Origin of the sequence: Streptomyces sp. S4.7, assembly GCF_010384365.1 — a bacterium.
Classification (GTDB): Bacteria; Actinomycetota; Actinomycetes; order Streptomycetales; family Streptomycetaceae; genus Streptomyces.
The window spans coordinates 7,590,393-7,610,456 of record NZ_CP048397.1 but is presented as its reverse complement, the minus strand read 5'-3'; the positions used below and the strand labels follow the sequence as shown (position 1 = coordinate 7,610,456).

Here is a 20,064-nt window from a genome sequence, read left to right as displayed (position 1 = left end):
GGAGCAGCAGTTGGAGCCCGAGGGCCAGGGCCTGGACGGTCTGCCGGTCGAAGAGGTCGGTGCGGTAGCCGATCGCACCGGCCAGATGCGCCTCGCCGCCCTCGGCGGCGGGGCGTTCGGCGAGTGAGACGGTGAGGTCGAAACGCGCCGTCGCGACGCCGATGTCCAGCGCCTCGGCCTCCAGCCCGGGCAGTGACACCGACTCGGCACGGTCGCCGGGGTTGTTGTAGGTGACCATCGTCTGGAACAGCGGGTGCCGGGACAGCGACCTGGTGGGGTTCAGCGTCTCGACGAGGTGCTCGAACGGCACGTCCTGGTGCTGGTAGGCGGCGAGGTCGGTGCCGCGGACCCGGCCGAGGAGTTCGGTGAACGTCGGATCGCCGGACAGATCGGTGCGCAGGACGAGGGTGTTGACGAAGAAGCCGACCAGATCGGTGAGCTTCTCGTCGGTGCGGCCCGCGATCGGGGCGCCGACCGGAATGTCGGTCCCGGCGCCGAACCGCGACAGCAGCGCGGCCACGGCGGCGTGCACCAGCATGAACATGCTGCAGCCCCGGCTGCGGGCCAGCGCGCGCAGCTTTCCGTGGACCTCGGCGGGCACGGCGAACGACAGCCGGGCGCCCTCGTGCGAGGCCACGGCCGGGCGCGGCCGGTCGGCGGGCAGGTCGAGCTCGTCGGGCAGACCGGCCAACTGTGCGCGCCAGTAGGCGAGTTGGGTGGAGTGCAGACCGTCGTCGGCGTCCGTGGTCGCCACACGCTCCTCGCGTGCGTCGTCGCCGAGCAGCGCACGCTGCCACAGCGTGTAGTCGGCGTACTGCACCGGCAGCGGCACCCACGTCGGCGCGGTGCCGCCCACACGGGCAGTGTAGGCGCGGGTGAGGTCGCGGGCCAGCGGCGCCATCGACCAACCGTCGGTGGCGATATGGTGCACGACCAGCACCAGCGCCCACTCCGCGGGGGCGAGCCGCAGCACGGTGGCGCGCAGGGGCGCCTCGGCGGTGAGGTCGAAGGGGTGCGCGGCGGCGCGCGCGAGGGAGGCCGGCAGTTCCTCCCGGTCGCAGTCCCGGATGTCCACGGGCGGTTCGGCGCGCTCCAGCAGGACCTGGGCGGGCCCCTCGGCGGTGGCGGCGATGACGGTACGCAGGCTCTCGTGCCGCACGGCGACGTCGGCCAGCGCCGCGCTGAGGGCCGCGGTGTCCAGCTCGCCTGAGAGCCGCAGCGCCAGCGGGATGTTGTATGTCGGGCTCGGCCCCTCCAGCTCGTACAGGAACCAGAGCCGCTGCTGCGCGAAGGACAGCGGTACGTGCGCGGGGCGGGGCGCCGCGGGTAGCAGCGGGGTGCGGGGGCGGTCGGTCCGCTCGGCGAGGAGCCGGACCAGCTCGGCGGGGGTGGAGTGCTCGAACACGTCCCGCAGCGCGAGTTCGACGCCCAGGGTGGCGCGGACGCGGGAGACCAGGCGGGTCGCCAGCAGCGAGTGGCCTCCCCTGGCGAAGAACCCGTCGTCGACGCCGACGGTCGGCAGGCCGAGGATCTCGGCGTACAGTCCGCAGACGATCTCCTCCTGCGGGGTGCGGGGCGCGCCGGAGACCGCGGCGGGCTCGTCCCACTCGGGGGCGGGCAGCACCCTGCGGTCCGCCTTGCCGTTCGGGGTCAGCGGGATCTCCGCCAGCGTGACGACGGCGGTGGGGACCATGTACTCGGGGAGCCACCGCGCCGCCTCGCGGAGCACGTCCGCAGCAGGGCGTCCGCCGTCGGCCGGCACCACGTAGGCGACGAGCCGCTGGTCGCCGGGGCGGTCCTCGCGGACGGCGGCCACGGCCCGTACGACGCCGGTGCAGCGCTCCAACGCGGCCTCGACCTCACCGAGTTCGATGCGGTGGCCACGTACCTTGACCTGGTCGTCGGCCCTGCCGACGAAGACGAGTTCGCCCTCGGGGGTCCAACGCACGAGGTCGCCCGTGCGGTACATCCGGGTGCCCGGCGCGCCGAACGGGTCGGCGACGAAGCGTTCTGCGGTGAGGCCCGGGCGGCCGCGGTAGCCGCGTGCGACGCCGGACCCGGCGACGTACAGCTCGCCGGGGACGCCGGGCGGGACCGGGCGCAGTCCGGCGTCCAGCACGTATGTCCTCGCGTGCGGGAACGCGCGTCCCACCGGCACGGGGCCGCCGGGGGCGGGGGCGCCTGGTGCCAGCACGAACTGGCAGCAGTTCACGGTGGTTTCGGTGGGTCCGTAGGCGTTGACCACGGTCACGCCGGGCCGGTCGGCGCGCCACCGCTCCAGCGCGGCGCCCTGGAGCGCCTCGCCACCGAGAACGAGCGTGCCCGAGGGGCGCATCGCCTCCGGCACCAGGGAGAGCAGGGGCAGGTGGCTCGGCGTCACCTTCGCCAGCGTCACCCCGCCCGCGGCGGTGACGGCGTCGGGGACCGGGGTGTCGGCGTCCCAGGTGCCGAGCCACACCGTGCCGCCCGCGGTGAGCGGGGTGATGAGGCCGGTGACGGTCAGGTCGAACGCGGCGGAGGAGCCGACGAAGCTCACTCCGGTCATGTCCGGGTAGGCGCCCGCGGCGTAACCCACGTACGCGGCGACGCTCTCGCGCGACACGACCACGCCCTTGGGCCGTCCCGTGGAGCCGGAGGTGTGGATCACGTAGGCGGCGCACCGCGGCGGTACGTCGGCGTCGGAGGCGCCGGGGTCCGCGTCGCGCAGGCGGGCGGCGGTTCCGGGGTCGTCCAGGAGCAGGGCTGTGCCCGGGACCCGTGCGGCGAGCGCGCCGGTGGTGACGGTGAGGACGGGCGCGCTGTCGCCGAGGATGTGCCGGGTGCGTTCGGCGGGGTGCTCCGGGTCCACCGGTACCCAGGCGCCGCCGGCCTTCCAGACCGCGAGCAGCGCGACGAGCAGTTCGGTACCGCGCGGAAGCAGCACGCCGACCGGTGTCTCGAGGCCCACGCCGGATGCGGCGAGCACCCGGGCGAGGCGGCCCGCGCGCTCGTTCAGCTCGGCGTACGTCAGCTGTCCGTCGTCGGCGACGACCGCGAGGGCGTCGGGTGTGGCGGTGGCCTGGCGGGTGAACAGGCCGGTGAGGTCGTGGGGTTCGGCGGGGGTGCCGGTGCGATTCCAGGTGTCGGTGAGCGTGTGCCGCTCCTCGGCGGACAGCAGCGGGATGCCGCCGATCGGGCTGCCGGGGTCGTCGACGGCGGTGGTGAGCACGTTCCGCAGGGCCTGCGCGTATCGCCCGGCGAGGACGGCGTCGACGAGGTGCGGCTGGTACTTCAGGTACAGGGTCAGGGTCTCGCCGGGGAGGGCGAGGAGGTAGAGCGGGTAGTGCGTCGCGCTCTGCGCCTCGACGTCGGTGACCTTCAGGTCGTCGAACGTGTTGCCGTCGTCGCCGTCGTCGCCGTCGTCGCCGTCGAAGGGGTAGTTCTCGAAGACGGTGACGGTGTCGAAGAGTTCGCGGTGCCCGGCCCAGCGCTGGATGTCGGCAAGGCCGACGTGGTGGTGGTCGGCGAGGCCCGCGTGCTCGGCCTGGAGCCGCAGCAGCAGCTCCCGCAGTGGCTCGGCCGGGTCCAGTACGGCACGTACCGGCACGGTGTTGATGAACATGCCCACCATGGACTCCACGCCGGGCAGCTGGGCGGGACGGCCGGAGACGGTGGCGCCGAAGACGACGTCCCGCCGTCCGGTGAGCGCGCCCAGCGCGACGGCCCAGCCGGCCTGCACCAGCGTGTTGAGGGTGACGCCGAGCTCTCGTGCGCGCTGCTGGAGTCCGCGCGTCGTCTCGGCGTCGAGCGTGGCGGTGAGCGTCTCGGGTACGGCGGCGACCCGGCTTCCCCCCGCGGGCCCGGCGAGCGTGGGTCCCATCACGCCGTCCAGGGCGCGGCGCCAGGCCAGCTCCGAGCTCGCGCGGTCGCGGCCGGAGAGCCAGCCCAGGTACTCCTTGTACGGGCGGACCCTGGGGAGGCCGCGGTCGTCGCCGGACTGCCGGTGCAGGACGGCGAGTTCGCGCAGCAGGACCGAGGAGGACCAGCCGTCCCACAGGATGTGGTGGTGGGTCATCAAGAACCGGTGGCGGCCCGGGGCGAGGCGGATCAGGGTGAACCGCACGAGCGGCGGCAGCCGCAGATCGAACCGCGCCCAACGGTCCGCCTCCACGAGCTTCCCGGCGGCGGCCTCGGGGTCGGTCTCGGCGCTGACGTCCTCGTCGCGCCACGGCAGGGTCACCGACCGGGCGACGACCTGGACGGGCTTGGACAGGCCCTCGTGGCGGAACCCCACTCGCAGGTTGGCGTGCCGGCGCAGGAGAGCCTCGGCCGCCGCGTACAGGCGGTCGCGGTCGAGCTTGCCGTGCAGGTCGACGGCGAGCTGCCGCACGTACAGGTCGGCGGGGCCCTCGTCGTGGACGCTGTGAAAGAGCATGCCCTCCTGGAGCGGGGAGAGCGGAAGGACGTCTTCGATGTTGCGGCGCGGCGTGCTCATGCGGAGCCTCCCCAGTCGGCGTCAAGAAGTTCGATCTCGTGCTGGCTCAGGCCGGCCAAAGAGAGGTCGGAGGGCGTGAGTCCGCCGGCTCCGGGGTCTTCGGTGTGCGCGGCGACGCCGTTGAGCGCGTCGGTGCACAGCCGGGCGAGGGCGGCGACGTCCTCGCGGGTCAGCAGCCGGGGTGCCCAGCTGAAGTTCATGCGGAGCCGGAGGCTGCCCCCGGTCTCCTCGGCGACCGCGTTGAGCTCCACCACGTGGCTCATCGGGGTGTCCGGTTCCCCTTCGGGGAGGGTGCCGGGCAGCGGCTGCCAGTTTAGTACGTGCCCGGGATCGGCGGTGCGCAGCCGGCCCAGGTAGTTGAAGCCCACCTGCGGCGCGGGGTGAGCGCGCAGGGCCTCGGCGGTACCGGGATTGAGGTGGCGCAGCAGGCCGTAGCCCACACCGCGGTCGGGTACCTCGCGGAGCTGCTCCTTGACGCGTTTGATGACGTCCCCCACGACGGGTCCGCCGGAGGTGAAGTCCGGCCAGCTGACGCGGCCCGGCTCCAGGGCCACCGGGTAGAGGGTCGTGAACCATCCCATGGTGCGGGATAGTTCGGCGCCGGGCAGCCAGTCGTCGTGCCGGCCGTGGCCCTCCAGGTCCACCACGCAGCCCGTACCGTCCAGCGGGCTCCGCCAGTGCGAGAGCGCGGCGGCAAAGGCGGCCAGCAGGACGTCCTCGGCGCCCGCGTGGAACAGTTCGGCCGCCCTTACGAGGACGGTCTCGGTGACCTCGGGCGTCAGGGACTCGGTCAGCAGCCCCATGGTGCTGTGCAGGTCCCGCGCGGGGTCCAGCTCTCCGTCGGCGACCGGCCGCCCGGCGGCGAGCACGGACTCCCACCGTGGCAGCTCCCCGGTCCTGCGGTCGGTGGTGGCCTGCCGGGCCAGCTCCTGCGACCAAGTGCGCAGCGACGTGCCCACCGGGGGCAGTGTCGCGGCGGGGGCACCGCCTCTGCGGGCGCCATCGACCGCCTGCGCCAGATCGGGCAGCAGGGCGCGCCAGGAGATGCCGTCGACGACCATGTGGTGGGCGACGACGACGAGTTCGCCGGGGGCGAAGGGGCCCGCGTCGAGCCAGACCATGGCGAACATGCGGCCCTCGGCCGGGTCGAGCAGCTCGCGTGCGGCGAGGGCGCGTGCCGTGCGCTCCTCCCGTACCGCCTCCGCGCCGCGGCCCTCGACGTCGACGCGGGTCAGCACCGACCCGGCGTCGACCGAGCCCGCCGGGGCGACGTCCAGGACCTCGCCCAGCGTGGGGTCTCGCCGGGTACGGGCGCGCAGCACGTCGTGGCAGTCCAGTACGGCCCGGACGGCGGTGACCAGGTCCGTCCACCCCAGTGCCGCCGGTGCCCGCAGGACCTGGATGTGGCTGTACGCGGCCCAGTTGCCGCCGCGCTCCAAGAGGGCACGAGCGGCAGGCAGCTGCGGGAAGACGCCGGTGCCGTCGTCGGCTGCCGCCCGTCCGCCGTCGGCGTCCGGCCACTCCGCGACCTCCGCGAGCTCGGCGACCGTGGGGTGCTGGAAGAGGTCGCGGACGGAGAAGTCCGCGCCGATGCGCCGCGCGCGGCCGACGACCTGGATGGCGACGATGCTGTCGCCGCCGAGCGAGAAGAACGAGTCGTCCACGCCGACCTCGGCGACGCCGAGCACCTCGGCGAGGAGCGCGCACAGTGCCTCCTCGCGCGGGCCGTCCGCCGCGCGGCCCGCGTCGGTGCGCTCGTACTCGGGCGCGGGCAGCTTCGAGCGGTCCACCTTGCCGCTGCTGTTGAGCGGCAGCGTGTCGAGGGTGACCCAGGCGGCGGGGACCATGTGGTCCGGCAGCCGCTCGCCCAGGTGGTCGGCCACCGCCGGGTCCGGTGCGCCGGTGTAGGCGACGTACGCGACGAGCCGGCGGTTGCCGGGGCGGTCCTCGCGCGCCATCACCACCGCCCGCCGCACCGAGGGGTGTTCGGCGAGCACGGACTCGATCTCGCCGAGCTCGATCCGGTGGCCGCGCACCTTCACCTGGTCGTCGACGCGGCCCGCGAACACCAGGTTGCCGTCGTCGGTCCAGCGCACCAGGTCACCGGAGCGGTACATCCGGCAGCCGGGCGCGCCGAACGGGTCGGCGACGAAGCGCTCGGCGGTCAGGCCCTCCCGGCCCCAGTAGCCGCGCGCGACCAGTGCGTCGGCGATGTAGAGCTCACCGGCGACTCCCGGCGGTACGGGGCGCAGGCCGCCGTCGAGGACGTACAGCCGGGCGTGCGGGTAGGGGCGGCCGATCGGTACGGGCCCCGTGGGCGTGGGGTCGCCCGGCCGGAGGGTGAACTCCGAGCAGTTGACGGTCGCTTCGGTCGGACCGTAGGCGTTGACGACCCGTACACCGGGGTGCTGGGCGCGCCAGCGCGCGAGCGCCGGGCCCTGGAGAGCCTCGCCGCCGATCACGAGGGTGCCGGAGGGCGACATCTCCTCGGGCAGCAGCGACAGCACGGCCAGATGGCTGGGGGTGATCTTGGTGGCGGAGATTCCGCCGGCCTCCGTGACGGCGGCGGGGACGGGCTCGTTGGGGTCCCACCGGCCGAGCCACACGCAGCCGCCGACGACCAACGGCGTGAACAGTCCGGTGACCGTCGCGTCGAAGGCCACCGAGGAACCGACGAGGACGACCCCGCGCATGTCGGGGTACTCCCGGGACGAATAGCCCACGTAAGCGGCCACGTTGGTGTGCGCGAGCACGACGCCCTTGGGGCGTCCCGTGGAGCCGGAGGTATAGATGACATACGCCGCGGCGGTGTCCGGCTGCGGCACCTCCACCGGTTCGGGCGCGTGGCGGTCGGCCTCGGCGGCGAACTCCGGGGTGTCCACCACGAGGCAGGGTGCGGCGCCCGGCGCCTTCTCCTGAAGGTCCGTGGTGGTCAGTACCAGCACGGGCTTCGCGTCGTCGAGGACGTAGCCGATGCGCTCGGCCGGATAGTCGGGGTCGATCGGCAGATAGGCGGCGCCCGTCTTCCACACGGCGAGCACCGCGGCCACGAAGTCGACGCCGCGCGGCAGCAGTACGGCGACGAACGACTCCGGTCCGGCCCCGCGGTCGCGCAGGACGCGGGCGAGGCGGTCGGCGCGCTCGCCGAGCTGCGCGTACGTCAGGGCGTCGCCGCCGCTGACGGTGGCGAGCGCCTGCGGGGTGCGCCGGATCTGCGCGTGGACCCAGTCGCGGACGGTGCCGGGCCGGTCGTGCCCGGTGCCGCTGTTCCACTCCTCGACGATGCGGTGCCGCTCGTCACGGTCCAGCAGGTCCAGCGTTCCGGAAGCCTGGTCGGGGGCGGTGGCGAGGCCGCGGAGCACGGTGGTCAGCCGGCGCAGCGTCGCCTCTGCCTGTGCGGCGTCGACGACGTCGGGCTGGGAGTCCAGGCGCAGCGCGAGTTCGTCGCCGGGGGCGACGACGAGGCCGAGCGAGTAATGCGTGGCGCCGCGGCCGTGCACGGCGGTGATCCGGAACCCGCTGCCGTCGGTGGAGAGGGTGTCAGGTGCGACGGGGTAGTTCTCGAAGACCAGCGCGGTGTCGAACAACTCGCCCTGACCCGCCCATCGTTGGATGTCGGCGAGGCCCACGTGCTGGTGCTCCAGCAGCGCGGACTGCTCGCGCTGGATCCGCTCCACGAGTCCGCGGAGGGATTCGGCGGGGCGCAGGGACACCCGCACGGGCACGGTGTTGATGAACAGCCCCACCATCGACTCCGCGCCCGGCAGGTCGGCGGGGCGCCCGGAGACGGTGGCGCCGAAGACGATGTCGCCGCGGCCGGTCGTCCAGGACAGCACCAGCGCCCAGGCCGCCTGCACCACGGTGTTCACCGTGACGCCCCACTCGCGGGCGTACGCGCCGAGCGCCGCGGTGGTCTCCCGGTCGATGGTGGTGTGCCGCTGCTCGGGCACGGTGGTGGCGCGGGCCCGGTCGGCGGCCAGGAGCGTGGGCTCGGGCAGCCCGTCAAGGGCCTCCCGCCAGGCTCGTTCGGCCGCGTCCCGGTCGCGGGCCGCAAGCCAGGCGAGCCGGTCGCGGTACGGGGGCACGGGCGGCAGGGCTCGTTCGTCGGCGCCGTCGCGGTACAGGGTCAGCAGCTCGCGCAGCAGGACGGGTGCGGACCAGCCGTCCCACAGGATGTGGTGGTTGGCCATCAGGAAGCGGAACCTGCCGGGCCCGAGCCGGATCAGGGTGAACCGTGCCAGCGGCGGCGCGTCCAGCGGGAACGGCTCCCAGCGGGCGGCGGTCGTCAGCTCCTCGGCGGCGGCCTGCGGGTCCGCGGCGCCGGAGACGTCCTCGTCGCGCCACGGAACCCGCACGGTGCGGGTCACCGCCTGGCACCACTCCCCCGAGTCCCGCTGCACGAGGCCGGCCCGCAGGTTGGGGTGGCGCCGCAGCAGGGCGCCCGCGGCGGCGTTCAGCCGGTCGCGGTCCACGTCGCCGTCGAGGTCGAAGGCGAGCTGCGCGGTGTAGACGTCGGTGCCGGTGTCGTCGTAGAGGTGGTGGAAGAGCATGCCGCGCTGGAGCGGGGACAGCGGGAGCACGTCCTCCAAACCGGGGTGGGCCGCCTCGAGTCGCTCGATCTCGGTCTGGTCGAGGGTCGGGTCGGCCAGGTCGCTCGGGGTGAGCCCGCCGGAGTGCGGTGCGTCGGCGTACGCGGCGATCGCCGCCAGCGCACGCGCCCACAGCCCGGCGAGTTCCTCCACGCGCTGCCGCGTGATCAGCCGGGGTGCCCAGCTGAAGTGGGCGCGCAGGCGCGGCCCGTCGCCGCCGTCCTCGGCACCGGCGTTGACGGCGACGACGTGGCTGAGCGGAGTGTGCGGTCCGGGTCCGGCCACACCGGCGGCGACCGGCTGCCAGTCGGTGGCCGCGCCGGGCACGACGGCGGACCTGCCGAGGTAGTTGAACGCCAGCTGGGGGGCGTCGAGCCGGCGCAGGGCTTCTGCGGTTTCGGGGTTCAGGTGGCGGAGCAGGCCGAAGCCCGCGCCGTTGCCCGGAGTGGCGCGCAGCTGCTCCTTGACGCGCTTGAGCGCGGCGCCCACGGCGGCCTCTCCCGGACCGGACTCCCGCCACGGCTGGTTCCCGGCCGCGAGGCGTACGGGATGGAGCGTGGTGAGCCAGCCGACGGTCCGCGACAGGTCGGCGCCGGGCAGCAGTTCCTCGTGCCGCCCGTGGCCCTCCAGGTCGACGACCCAGCCGTCGCCGCCGTCGTGCGGTGCCCAGCGGTCCAGTGCGAGGGCGAGTCCGGCGAGCAGGACGTCCTCGGCGTTGGCCCGGAGCAGTCCCGGCACCCGGTCGAGCAGGGTCCGCGAGACGTCCTCGGGCAGTGTGACGGTGTGCACGCCCGCGGTGCCGTAGGTGTCGACGGCGCTGTCGAGCGCCCCGTCGGCGACCGGTCTCGGAGGCGCCAGCACTGCTTCCCACCAGGGGAGTTCGGCGGCCCGCTCGTCGGTCGTGGCCTGCCGGGCGATCTCCTGCGACCAGCGGCGTACGGACGTCCCGACGGGTGCGGGGGGCGTCCCGCCGTACGCGTTGCCGCGTACGGCCTCGGCGAGGTCGGGCAGCAGTACCTGCCACGACACTCCGTCGACGACCAGGTGGTGGGCGACGAGGACCAGCGCGCCGGGCGCGTCCGGGCCCGCGTCGAGCCACACGCAGCGAAGCGTGTCGCCCTCGGCCGGGTCGAGTCGGCGCCGGGCGCGGTCGGCGTGCTCGGACAGCAGCCGCGGCCACTCCGCGTCCCCGGTGCCGACGGGCACCTCGACGCGGTCCAGGCAGGAGTCGGCCAGCACGGCACCGGCGAGTCGTACGTCCAGCTCGGGGATCGCGTCCAGCGCCTCGGCGTAGACGAGCCGGGAACGCAGGAGGTCGTGCCGGTCGAGGAGGGACTGGAGCGCGGTGCGCAGAGTCGCCTCATCGAGCCCGGCGGGGGTGCGCACGGCCTGAGACTGGTTGAACTCCCGCCAGTCGCCGCCACGTTCGAGCAGCCAGGACACGATCGGCAGCGCCGGGAAGCGGCCGGTGCCGTCGTCGTCCGCAGCCTCGTCCGTGCCGCGGCCCGACCAGTCGGCCACCGAGGCGAGGCGGGCAACGGTCGGGTGCTCGAAGACGTCGCGCACCGACAGGGACGCACCCGCGCGGCGGGCGAGGGAGACCAGCCGCATGCTCATGATGCTGTCGCCGCCGCGGGTGAAGAAGCCGTCGTCGATCCCGACCTCGTCCAGGCCGAGGACCTCCGCGTACAGGGAGCAGAGCAGCTCCTCGCGGGCGTCGCGGGGGCGGCGCGAGGAGCCCGTGCCGGACTCCCAGTCGGGTGCGGGCAGCGCCTTGCGGTCGACCTTGCCGTTCGGCGTCAGCGGCACGGCGGACAGCGGCACCACGGCGGCGGGCGCCATGTGGGCGGGCAGCCGCTCGCCGAGGTGCGCGCGGAGGTCGGCGAGGTCGGCCTCGTCGCAGGTGGTCACGGTGTACAGCACCAGGCGGCGGTCGCCGGGCCGGTCCTCGCGGACCACGGCGACGGCCTGCTCCACGGCGGGGTGGTCGGCGGCGACGGACTCGATCTCGCCGAGCTCGACGCGGAAGCCGCGCAGCTTGACCTGGTCGTCGGCGCGGCCCACGAACAGCAGCGCGCCCTCCCGGGTGTATCTGACCAGGTCGCCCGTGCGGTACATCCGCTCGCCCGGCTCCCCGAAGGGGCAGGCGACGAACCGCGCCGCGGTGAGGGCGGCACGCCCCCGGTAGCCGCGGGCGAGACCGGCCCCGGAGACGTACAGCTCTCCGGCCACTCCCGGCGGGACCGGGTGCAGGAACTCGTCCAGCACCCGGACGCGGGCGTCGGTGACCGGCCGGCCGAGCGGTACGGGCTCGCCGGGGCGCAGCGGTGCGCTGATCATCGCGCAGACCGTCGTCTCGGTCGGGCCGTACGCGTTCACCATGCGGCGGCCGGGGGCGAAGCGGGCGACCTGGTCGGGCCCGACCGCCTCACCGGCGACCACGAGCACCATGCCGTCGGGCAGCGCGCCGTCGGCGAGCACGGGCAGGGCGGACGGCGGCACGGTGGCGTGGGTGACGCCGCGTTCGGCGAGCAGCGCCGCCAGCGGATCTCCGGGCACGAGGCGTTCGGCGGGGGCGACGACGAGCCGTCCGCCGGACAGCAGGGCCATGCAGATCTCCCACGCGGCGGCGTCGAAGCTCAGCGAGGCGAACTGGAGCACGCTGCTGCCCGGTCCCGCGCCGAGGTGCTCCCGGTGGGTGCGGGCGAGGGCGGCGAGCCCGCGGTGGGTGACGGTGACGCCCTTGGGCAGCCCCGTCGATCCGGAGGTGTAGATCACGTACGCCGGGTGGTCGGGGTGCAGCGGCCTGATCCGGTCGGCGTCGGTGGGCGCGAGGGCGGGTGCGCCGCTGTCCGGCCCGGCGGGCAGTTCCTCGAAGAGGGCGGCCGGTACGCCGTCCCAGTGCGCGCCCTCGGTCAGCCCCGCGGTGGTCAGCAGGAGCGCGGGGGCGGCGTCCCGCAGCATGTGGGCGATGCGGGCGGCGGGGTAGTCCGGGTCCAGGGGCAGGTAGGCGGCGCCCGCCTTGTGCACGGCGAGGACGGCGACGACGAGTTCGGCGGAGCGGGGCAGCGCGATTGCCACCAGATCCTCGGTGCCGATACCGCGGGCGATGAGGTGGTGGGCCACGCGGTTGGCGGCGGCGTCGAGTGCGGCGTAGCCGAGCTCGCGGTCCTCACCGCTCACCGCGGGGGCGTCGGGAGCGGCGGCGACCTGCCGGGCGAACAGCTCGGGGAAGGTAAGCGGCTCCACCTGCGCGACGGGGCCGTCGGCCCCGTCGGTGCCGCCGGCGTTCAACTGCGCGGAGGAGGACGGGAGTCGCAACTCTCCCAGCCGGGTGCCGGGCGCGGCGGCGACCTGGGCGAGCACCCGGCGCAGGGCGTCGGCGATCAACACGGCGGTGGCCTCGTCGAAGAGGTCGGTGGCGTACTGGAGCACCCCCGCCATGCCGACCGCGCCGCCCGCGTCGCCGAGCTCCTCCAGGCTGAGCAGCAGGTCGAACTTCGCCTGCCGGGTGTCGACTTCGAAGCTCTCGAGGCCCAGCCCGCCGAACCTCTCCGTCTTCTCCTCCGACTGGCGCACCGTCAGTGCCGTCTGGAAAAGCGGGTGGTGGGCCTGGGAACGCTCGGGCCTGGCCAGTTCGACGACTCGCTCGAAGGGCACGTCCTGGTGGCCGTAGGCGTCCAGGTCGGTGCCGCGCACCCGGTCCAGGAGCTCGGAGAAGGTGGGATTGCCCGAGGTGTCGGTGCGCAGGACCAGCGTGTTGACGAAGCAGCCCACCAGCTCGTGGGTGGCGTCGTCGTCGCGACCGGCCACGGGGGTGCCGAGGGGGATGTCGGTGCCGGCGCCGAGCCGGGTCAGAAGCGCGGCGAGTACGGCGTGCACGACCATGAACACCGTCGCTCCGCTGCTGCGCGCCAGCTCCGTGACGGCGGCGTGGAGTTCGGCGTCGACGGTGAAGGTGGTGACGGCCCCGCGGTGGGAGGCGACGGCCGGACGCGGCCGGTCAGTGGGCAGATCGAGGACCTCCGGCAGCTCCGCGAGCTGCCGCTTCCAGTAGACGGACTGACGACTCAGCAGGCTGTCGGGGTCGTCCTCCGCGCCGAGCACCTCGCGCTGCCAGAGCGCGTAGTCGGCGTAACCCACCGGCAGCGGCTTCCACTCGGGATCCTCGCCCGCGCACCGGGCTGCGTACGCGGCGGAGAGGTCGCGGGTCAGCGGGGCCAGCGACCAGCCGTCGGCGGCGATGTGGTGCACGACGAGCACCAGCACCCAGCCGGTGCCGCGTTCCGTCTCCAACAGCGTTACGCGGAACGGGAGTTCTTCGGCGAGGCCGAAGGCGTACCGGGCGAGTTCCCGCAGCCGGTCGTCGAGCTCCGCGGGCGCGCACCGCTCGGGCTCGGTCTCCGGCAGCAGCGCCGGGTCGAGCACCCGCTGGCAGGGGCCGCCGGGGCTGTCGGCGTACACCGTGCGCAGGCTCTCGTGCCGGGTGACGACGTCCCGCAGCGCCGCCCGCAGCGCACCGAGGTCCAGCGGGCCGGTCAGCCGCAGCACGTACGGGATGTTGTACGTCGCGCTCGGCCCCTCCAGGTGGTGGGAGAACCACATCCGCTGCTGCGCGTACGACATCGGCAGCACCGGCGGGCGGGGCACGGCCGCGACGAGCGGCGGGCGCACGGCGGCGCGGGAGGTGAGGGCCTCGCTGAGCCCGGCGACCGTGGGGTGGTCGAAGACGTCGCGGATGGCGACCTCGCTGCCCAGCGCGGTACGCAGCCGCGACACCAGGCGCGTGGCGAGCAGGGAGTGGCCGCCGAGTGCGAAGAAGCCGTCCTCCAGGCCGACTTCCGGCACGCCCAGCACCTCGGCGAACGTCCCGCACATGATCTCCTCGCGCGGGGTGCGCGCGGGGCGGGAACGCGGCCGGGCCGCCGACTCGGGGGCGCGCAGGGCCTTCTGGTCCACCTTGCCGTTGGCGTTGAGCACGAAGCCGTCGACGGTCAGGACCGCGGAGGGGACGGCGTACTCGGGCAGGCTGCCGCGCAGATGGGCGAGCAGGTCCTCGGCGGGCGCGGGCTCGTCGCCGGCCGGGACGACGTAGGCGACCAGGCGCCGCTCACCGGCGGCGTCCTCCCGTACGACGACGGTCGTCTGCGCCACGTCCGGGTGGCGGCTGAGCACGGCCTCGACCGCGCCCAGTTCGATGCGGAAGCCACGCAGCTTGATCTGGTTGTCGACCCGGCCGAGGAACTCGATGTCGCCCTCGGGGTTCCACCGCACCAGGTCCCCGGTGCGGTACATCCGGGTGCCCGGCGCGCCGAACGGGTCGGCGACGAAGCGCTCGGCGGTCAGGCCCGCGCGGTTCCAGTAGCCGCGCGCCTGGCCGGCTCCGGCGAGGTACAGCTCGCCGGCCACCCGGGGCGGCACGGGCTGGAGGTGCTCGTCCAGCACGTAGGCACGGGTGTTCGCCAGCGGGCGCCCGATCGGCAGGTTGGTGCGCCGGGCGTCCGCATCGGTGGTGGGGCGGCGCAGCGCGAACGTCGTGGTCTCGGTGGGGCCGTAGACGTTCAGCACGGTCAGCCCGGGGCAGGCGGCGCGGACCCGGGCGACCGCCTCGGGCGGTACGGCCTCGCCGCCGGTCCACAGCTGCCGCACTCCGGCCAGGCTCCGCGGGTCCTCCTCGGCGATCACCCGGAACAGCGCGGTGGTGCAGAACACGGCCGTGACGGCGCCGTGTTCGACGACCTGCCGCAGCGTGGGCACGTCGAGCGGGCCGGGCGGTGCCACGACGACTTCGCCGCCGCCGAGCAGCGGAACCCACAGCTCATAGGTGGAGGCGTCGAACGCCAGCGGGGAGTGTGCCAACACCCGGCGGTGCGCCTCGTCCGCCCAGCAGGGGTCGGCGGCGAGCTCCACGATGTCGCGGTGGCTGACGGCGACGCCCTTGGGGACGCCGGTGGAGCCGGAGGTGAACATGACGTACGCGAGCTGGTCGGGCACCGGCGCCTGCGCGCGGAGGACGGACGCGTTTGGGAGCGGGGCGGCGGTGTCGAGCACGGGGACGCCCCACTCCGCGGCCGCGGCCGCGTTCTCGGCGTCCGTCAGAACCAGTACGGCGTCGATGTCGGCCAGGAGGCCGCGTACCCACTCCGCCGGGTCGTCCGGGCGCACCGGTACGTAGGCGCCGCCTGCCCGCAGGACCGCGAGCAGCGCGACGGGGACGTCCACACCGCGCCGCATCGCCACGGCCACCCGCGACTCGTTGCCGACGCCGCGGCCGGCGAGGACGCGGGCGAGCCGGTCGGCGCGGGCGTCCAGCTCGGCGTAGGTCAGGGTCTCGGAGCCGCGGCGCACCGCGGTCGCGTCCGGGTTCCGCGCGGCGCTGCGGGCGAACAGCGCGGGCACGCTCTCCTGCGGGATGGGCGTGGCGGTGTCGTTCCACTCGGAGAGCAGCAGCTCCCGGCCGGGGGCGCCGAGCACTTCCAGGGCGTGGACGGGCAGTTCGGGGGTCTTCACGACCTGCTCCAGGACCCGGACGAGTCCGTGCGCGAGCGCCCGCGCGGTCGGGGCGTCGAAGAGGTCGGTGCGGTAGTCCAGGCTGCCGCCCCAGGCGGACTCCCCGCCCGGCGCGCCGTCGGGGGCGTCGTCGGTCAGCGCGAACGCCAGGTCGAACTTGGCCCGGCCGGTCTCGATCTGCGCGGCGGTGGCGTCGAGCCCCGGGAAGCCGCCGTCCAGCGCGGACGACCACAGGCTCCGGTCGTTGTTGTCGAACGACAGGACCGTCTGCACCAGCGGGTGGCGGCCGGCGACCCGCGGCGGGTTGACGGCCTCGACGAGGTGGTCGAACGGGACGTCCTGGTGCGCGTAGGCGGCCAGGTCGGTGTCGCGCACCCGGTCGAGCAGCTCCGCGAAGGTGGGGCGCCCGGAGGCGTCCACGCGCAGCACCAGGGTGTTGACGAAGAAGCCGACGAGATCCCGCAGGGCGTCGTCGGTACGGCCCGCGACGGGCGTGCCGACGGGGATGTCCGTACCGGCGCCGAAGCGGGACAGCAGGGCGGTGAGCGCGGCGTGGACGACCATGAACACGGTGCAGCCGCGTTCCCGTGCCAGCTCGTGCAGCCCGGCGCGCACCCGGGACGGCACCTCGAACGGCACCCGTTCCGCCGCGGAGGTCACCGCGGCCGGGCGGGAGCAGTACGTCGGGAGTTCCAACTCCTCCGGGAGGCTGTCCAGTTGCACGCGCCAGTAGGCGAGCTCGCGGGAGACGACGCTGTCCGGGTCCTCGTGCGAGCCGAGCAGCCTGCGCTGCCGCAGCACGTAGTCGGCGTACTGGAGCGGCAGCGCAGCCCACCCCGGGGCGGCGCCCCGTGTCCGGGCCGTGTACGCCTCGGCCAGGTCGCGCAGCAGCGGTCCGGTCGACCAGCCGTCGCCCGCGACGTGGTGGACGACCATGGCCAGTGCCCACGCGCCCTCGCCGCCGTGCGCGCCGTTCTCGCCGTGTTCGCCGTTCTCGCTGCCGACGCGGTGGAGCACACAGTGCAGGGGCAGTTCGTCGGAGAGGGAGAACTCCCGGTGCGCGATCGCGGAGAGCTCCGCGGGCAGCGTCTGCGCGGCGGTGACGCGCGTGGGCAGGTCGAACGCGACCTTGGCACGGATGAGCTGGCAGGGGACGCCGTCGCGTTCGACGATCGTGGTACGCAGGCTCTCGTGGCGGGCGACCACGTCGCCGAGCGCGGCACGCAGCGCGGTGACGTCCAGGGTGCCGTTCAGACGCAGCACGACGGCGTAGTTGTACGTCGCGTTCGGACCCTCAAGGCGGTGGAGGAACCACAGCCGCTGCTGGGCGAAGGACACCGGCACCCGCTCGGGTCTCGGCTCGGCCCGCAGCTCGGGGCGGGCGGGGCGGGCGGTGTCGAGCACCTCCAGCAGCCGCCGGACGGTGGAGTGATCGAAGAGTTCACGCAGGGAGAGTTCGGCGCCGAGCGCGGTGCGGACGCGCGCGAGCAGCCGGGTGGCGAGCAGGGAGTGCCCGCCGAGGTGGAAGAAGTCGTCGTCGACACCGACCGCGGGCAGGGACAGCGTGTCGGCGAACGCGTGGCAGAGGATCTCCACCCGGGGGTCGTCCGCGTCCCGGGGATCGTCGGCGAGGGGCTCCGCGGCGGGGACGGGCAGCGCCGCGCGGTCGGCCTTGCCGTTCGGCGTCAGCGGCATCGTGTCGAGTGCGACGAACGCCGCCGGCACCAGCGGACCGGGCAGCCACGTGCGCAGGAATTCCCGCAACTCTCCTGCGTCAGGGACGACTTCACCGGCCGCAGGCACCAGGTAGGCCACCAGCCGCCGGTCGCCCGGTACGTCCTCGCGGACCGTCGCCGCCGACTGCGCCACCGCCGGGTGGCGGCTGAGGGCGGCCTCGATCTCGCCGAGCTCGACGCGGAAGCCGCGCAGCTTGATCTGGTCGTCGCGGCGTCCGAGGTACTCCAGGTCGCCGTCGGCGTTCCAGCGGGCGAGGTCACCGGAGCGGTACAGCCGGCCGCCCGAGCCGAAGGGGTCGGCGACGAAGCGCTGGGCGGTGAGCCCGGGACGTTCGCCGTAGCCGCGCGCGACGCCCGCGCCGCCGATGTACAGCTCGCCCACCGCACCCGGCGGCACGGGCCGCAGCCGCCGGTCCAGCACGTAAAGCCGCGCGTTGGCGACGGGGCGACCGATGGCGACAGCGCCCTCGGGGACCTCGTCCTTCGGCCGCACCGTGTACACCGCGCAGCCCACGGTCGCCTCGGTCGGGCCGTACTCATTCACGACCGTTACGCCGGGGCGGCGTCTGCGCAGCTCGGCCACGGCGCCGCCGGTCAGCTGCTCGCCGCCGACGACGACCTGCTCGGTCGCCGACCAGCGGGGCGGCAGACCGGCGAGCACGGCGAGGTGGGAGGGCGTGACCTTGGCGAACGCGGGCGGGGGCTCGTCCTCGGCCGCACCCCCCTCGCCGAACGCGGCGAACCGTACGCAGCCGCCCAGCGTCAGCGACACGAGGGCGCCGGTCACGGTCAGGTCGAAGGCGATGGACGTCTGCACCAGCGCCCGTCCGGCGAGGCCGGGGTAGGCGCCGCCCGCGAAGTCGACGTACGCCGCGAGGTTGCGCTGCTCGACCACCACAGGCTTGGGCCTGCCGGTCGATCCCGAGGTGTAGATGAGGTACGCGGCGCGCTCGGGCCGCAGCGGGCGGAGCAGTTCACCGGGTTCGAGCGCGTCCGCCCGGTGGGCGCCGCAGGCCGCCTCCAGGTCCGGCGAGCCGAGGGTCAACCGGCGCACGGACGAGGGAAGTCGGGACGCCGAGTCCGGGTCGGTGAGGGTGAGCACGGGCGCCGCGTCGTCGAGGAGGTGGGCGACGCGCCCGGCCGGGTTCTCGGGGTCGAGCGGAACGTACGCGCCGCCGGCCTTCCAGACGGCGAGCAGGGCGACCAGGAGCGCGGGACCGCTGCGCAGCAGCACCGCCACCGAGTCCTCCGCGGCCACGCCCTCGGCGACGAGCACGCGGGCGAGGCGGTTCGCCTCGGCGTCCAGCTCCCGGTAGGTCAGCGCGGTGGTGCCGTCGGTCACGGCGGGCGCCCCGGGGGTCCGCAGGGCCTGGTCCTCGAACCAGTCGGCGACCGTGCCCTCCCGCAGCTTGGCGGCGGTACGGTTCCACTCCTCCAGCACCCGGCGGCGGGTCGCCCCGTCCAGGAGGTCGGCCTCGCCCACCGGGCGCTCCGGGTGCGCGACCAACTGGACGAGCATGTGCAGCAGTTCACCGTGCCACTGCACGACGTCCGCACGCGTGTACACCCGCCCGTTGCCCTGGACGGTGATCTGGATGTCGCCCTCGTGCGGGCTGCCGTGGACGTCGATCGCCAGGTCGCGCACCGGCCCGGTGGAGAGCTGGTGCAGGTCTGCGGGGGTGTCGCCGAAGACGGTCCGGTGGTCGAAGGGCATGACGTTCACCGACACCCGGCCGGGGGCGCCGTTCGCGCCGACGGCGCGCTCCAGTTCCTCGCCGCGGAACCGCTGGTGGCGGAAGGCCGGGGACAGCGCCGCGGACAGCTCGTCCAGTACGGCCGCGAGGTCCGCCTCCCCCGCGAAACCGAGCCGCAGCGGCAGCACGTTGGACGTCATGCAGGGGGTGGTGGCGGCGGCCCGGGTCAGTCGCCCGGACAGCGGCAGGTCGAGGACCACCCCGTCGCTGTCGCGCCGCCGCTGCACGAAGGCCGCGACGGCACCGAGCAGCACCATGCTCCAGCGGGTGCGGTGCGCCCTGGCGTACTCGCGCACGGCGTCCGCGAGTTCGACCGGGAGCTTCCTGCTCTCCCGTACGACGTCGTCCGAGGCGGGCGGTGCGCCGTGCGTCCCGTCCTGGGCGAGGCCGGCGGCCCGCTCCAGCCAGTACGCCCGGTCGGCGGCGGCCTTCTCGGACGCCTCGTAGCGGCGCTGCTCCTGAAGGAGGGCCGAGAGACCGCCGAACGGGCTTTCGCCCGTGTCGAGTCCGGCGGCGAGCGCGGTGTAGATCTCGGCGAGGCGGGAGGTGTAGAGGCTCTGGCCGAAGCCGTCGAGGGTGATGTGGTGGTAGCGGAAGTACAGCAGGGAACGCTGCTCCCCCACCCGCAGGAGCGCGTGCCGGTACGTGCCGCCCGCGGCGAGGTCCACGGGCCGGGCGAGGTCGGCGTCCATCCACGCGCGGGCGGCTTCCATCGGCTCGTCCGCCCCGCGGAGGTCCACCATGGTCAGCGGGTCGGCGGGCGCGGGTTCGACGACCTGCCCGACCTCACCGCCGTCCCGCGCCACGAAGCGCGTCCGCAGCGCCTCGGCCTCCGTCAGCGCGCGCGTCACCGCACGGCGCAGCACCGCGGGGTCCAGCGCCGTGGCGACGTCCAGGAACACCCCGCAGTTGAAGCGCGGGCTGAGCGGCTGGAGGCACTGCGCGAGCCAGACCTCGCGCTGCGCGGGCAGCACCTCGTGGACCGGAGACCCCTCGGACAT

2 protein-coding genes (1 of these 2 cut by a window edge) are annotated in these 20,064 nt (G+C 74.7%); both read right to left on the bottom strand.

Annotated features, from left to right (window positions below; all coding sequences use genetic code 11):
- On the bottom strand, positions 1-4,474 hold the beginning of the coding sequence (locus SSPS47_RS33275; protein WP_164254132.1) for a non-ribosomal peptide synthetase. 7,823 nt of this gene lie to the left of the window's left edge; the window shows 4,474 of its 12,297 coding nt (coding positions 1-4,474); it begins with the start codon at positions 4,472-4,474; its stop codon lies off the left edge, out of view.
- Positions 4,471-20,064 (bottom strand): non-ribosomal peptide synthetase, encoded by a 15,594-nt coding sequence (locus SSPS47_RS33270; RefSeq protein WP_164254131.1) that lies wholly within the window; start codon positions 20,062-20,064, stop codon positions 4,471-4,473. Before SSPS47_RS33270 ends, SSPS47_RS33275 begins: the two co-directional genes overlap by 4 nt.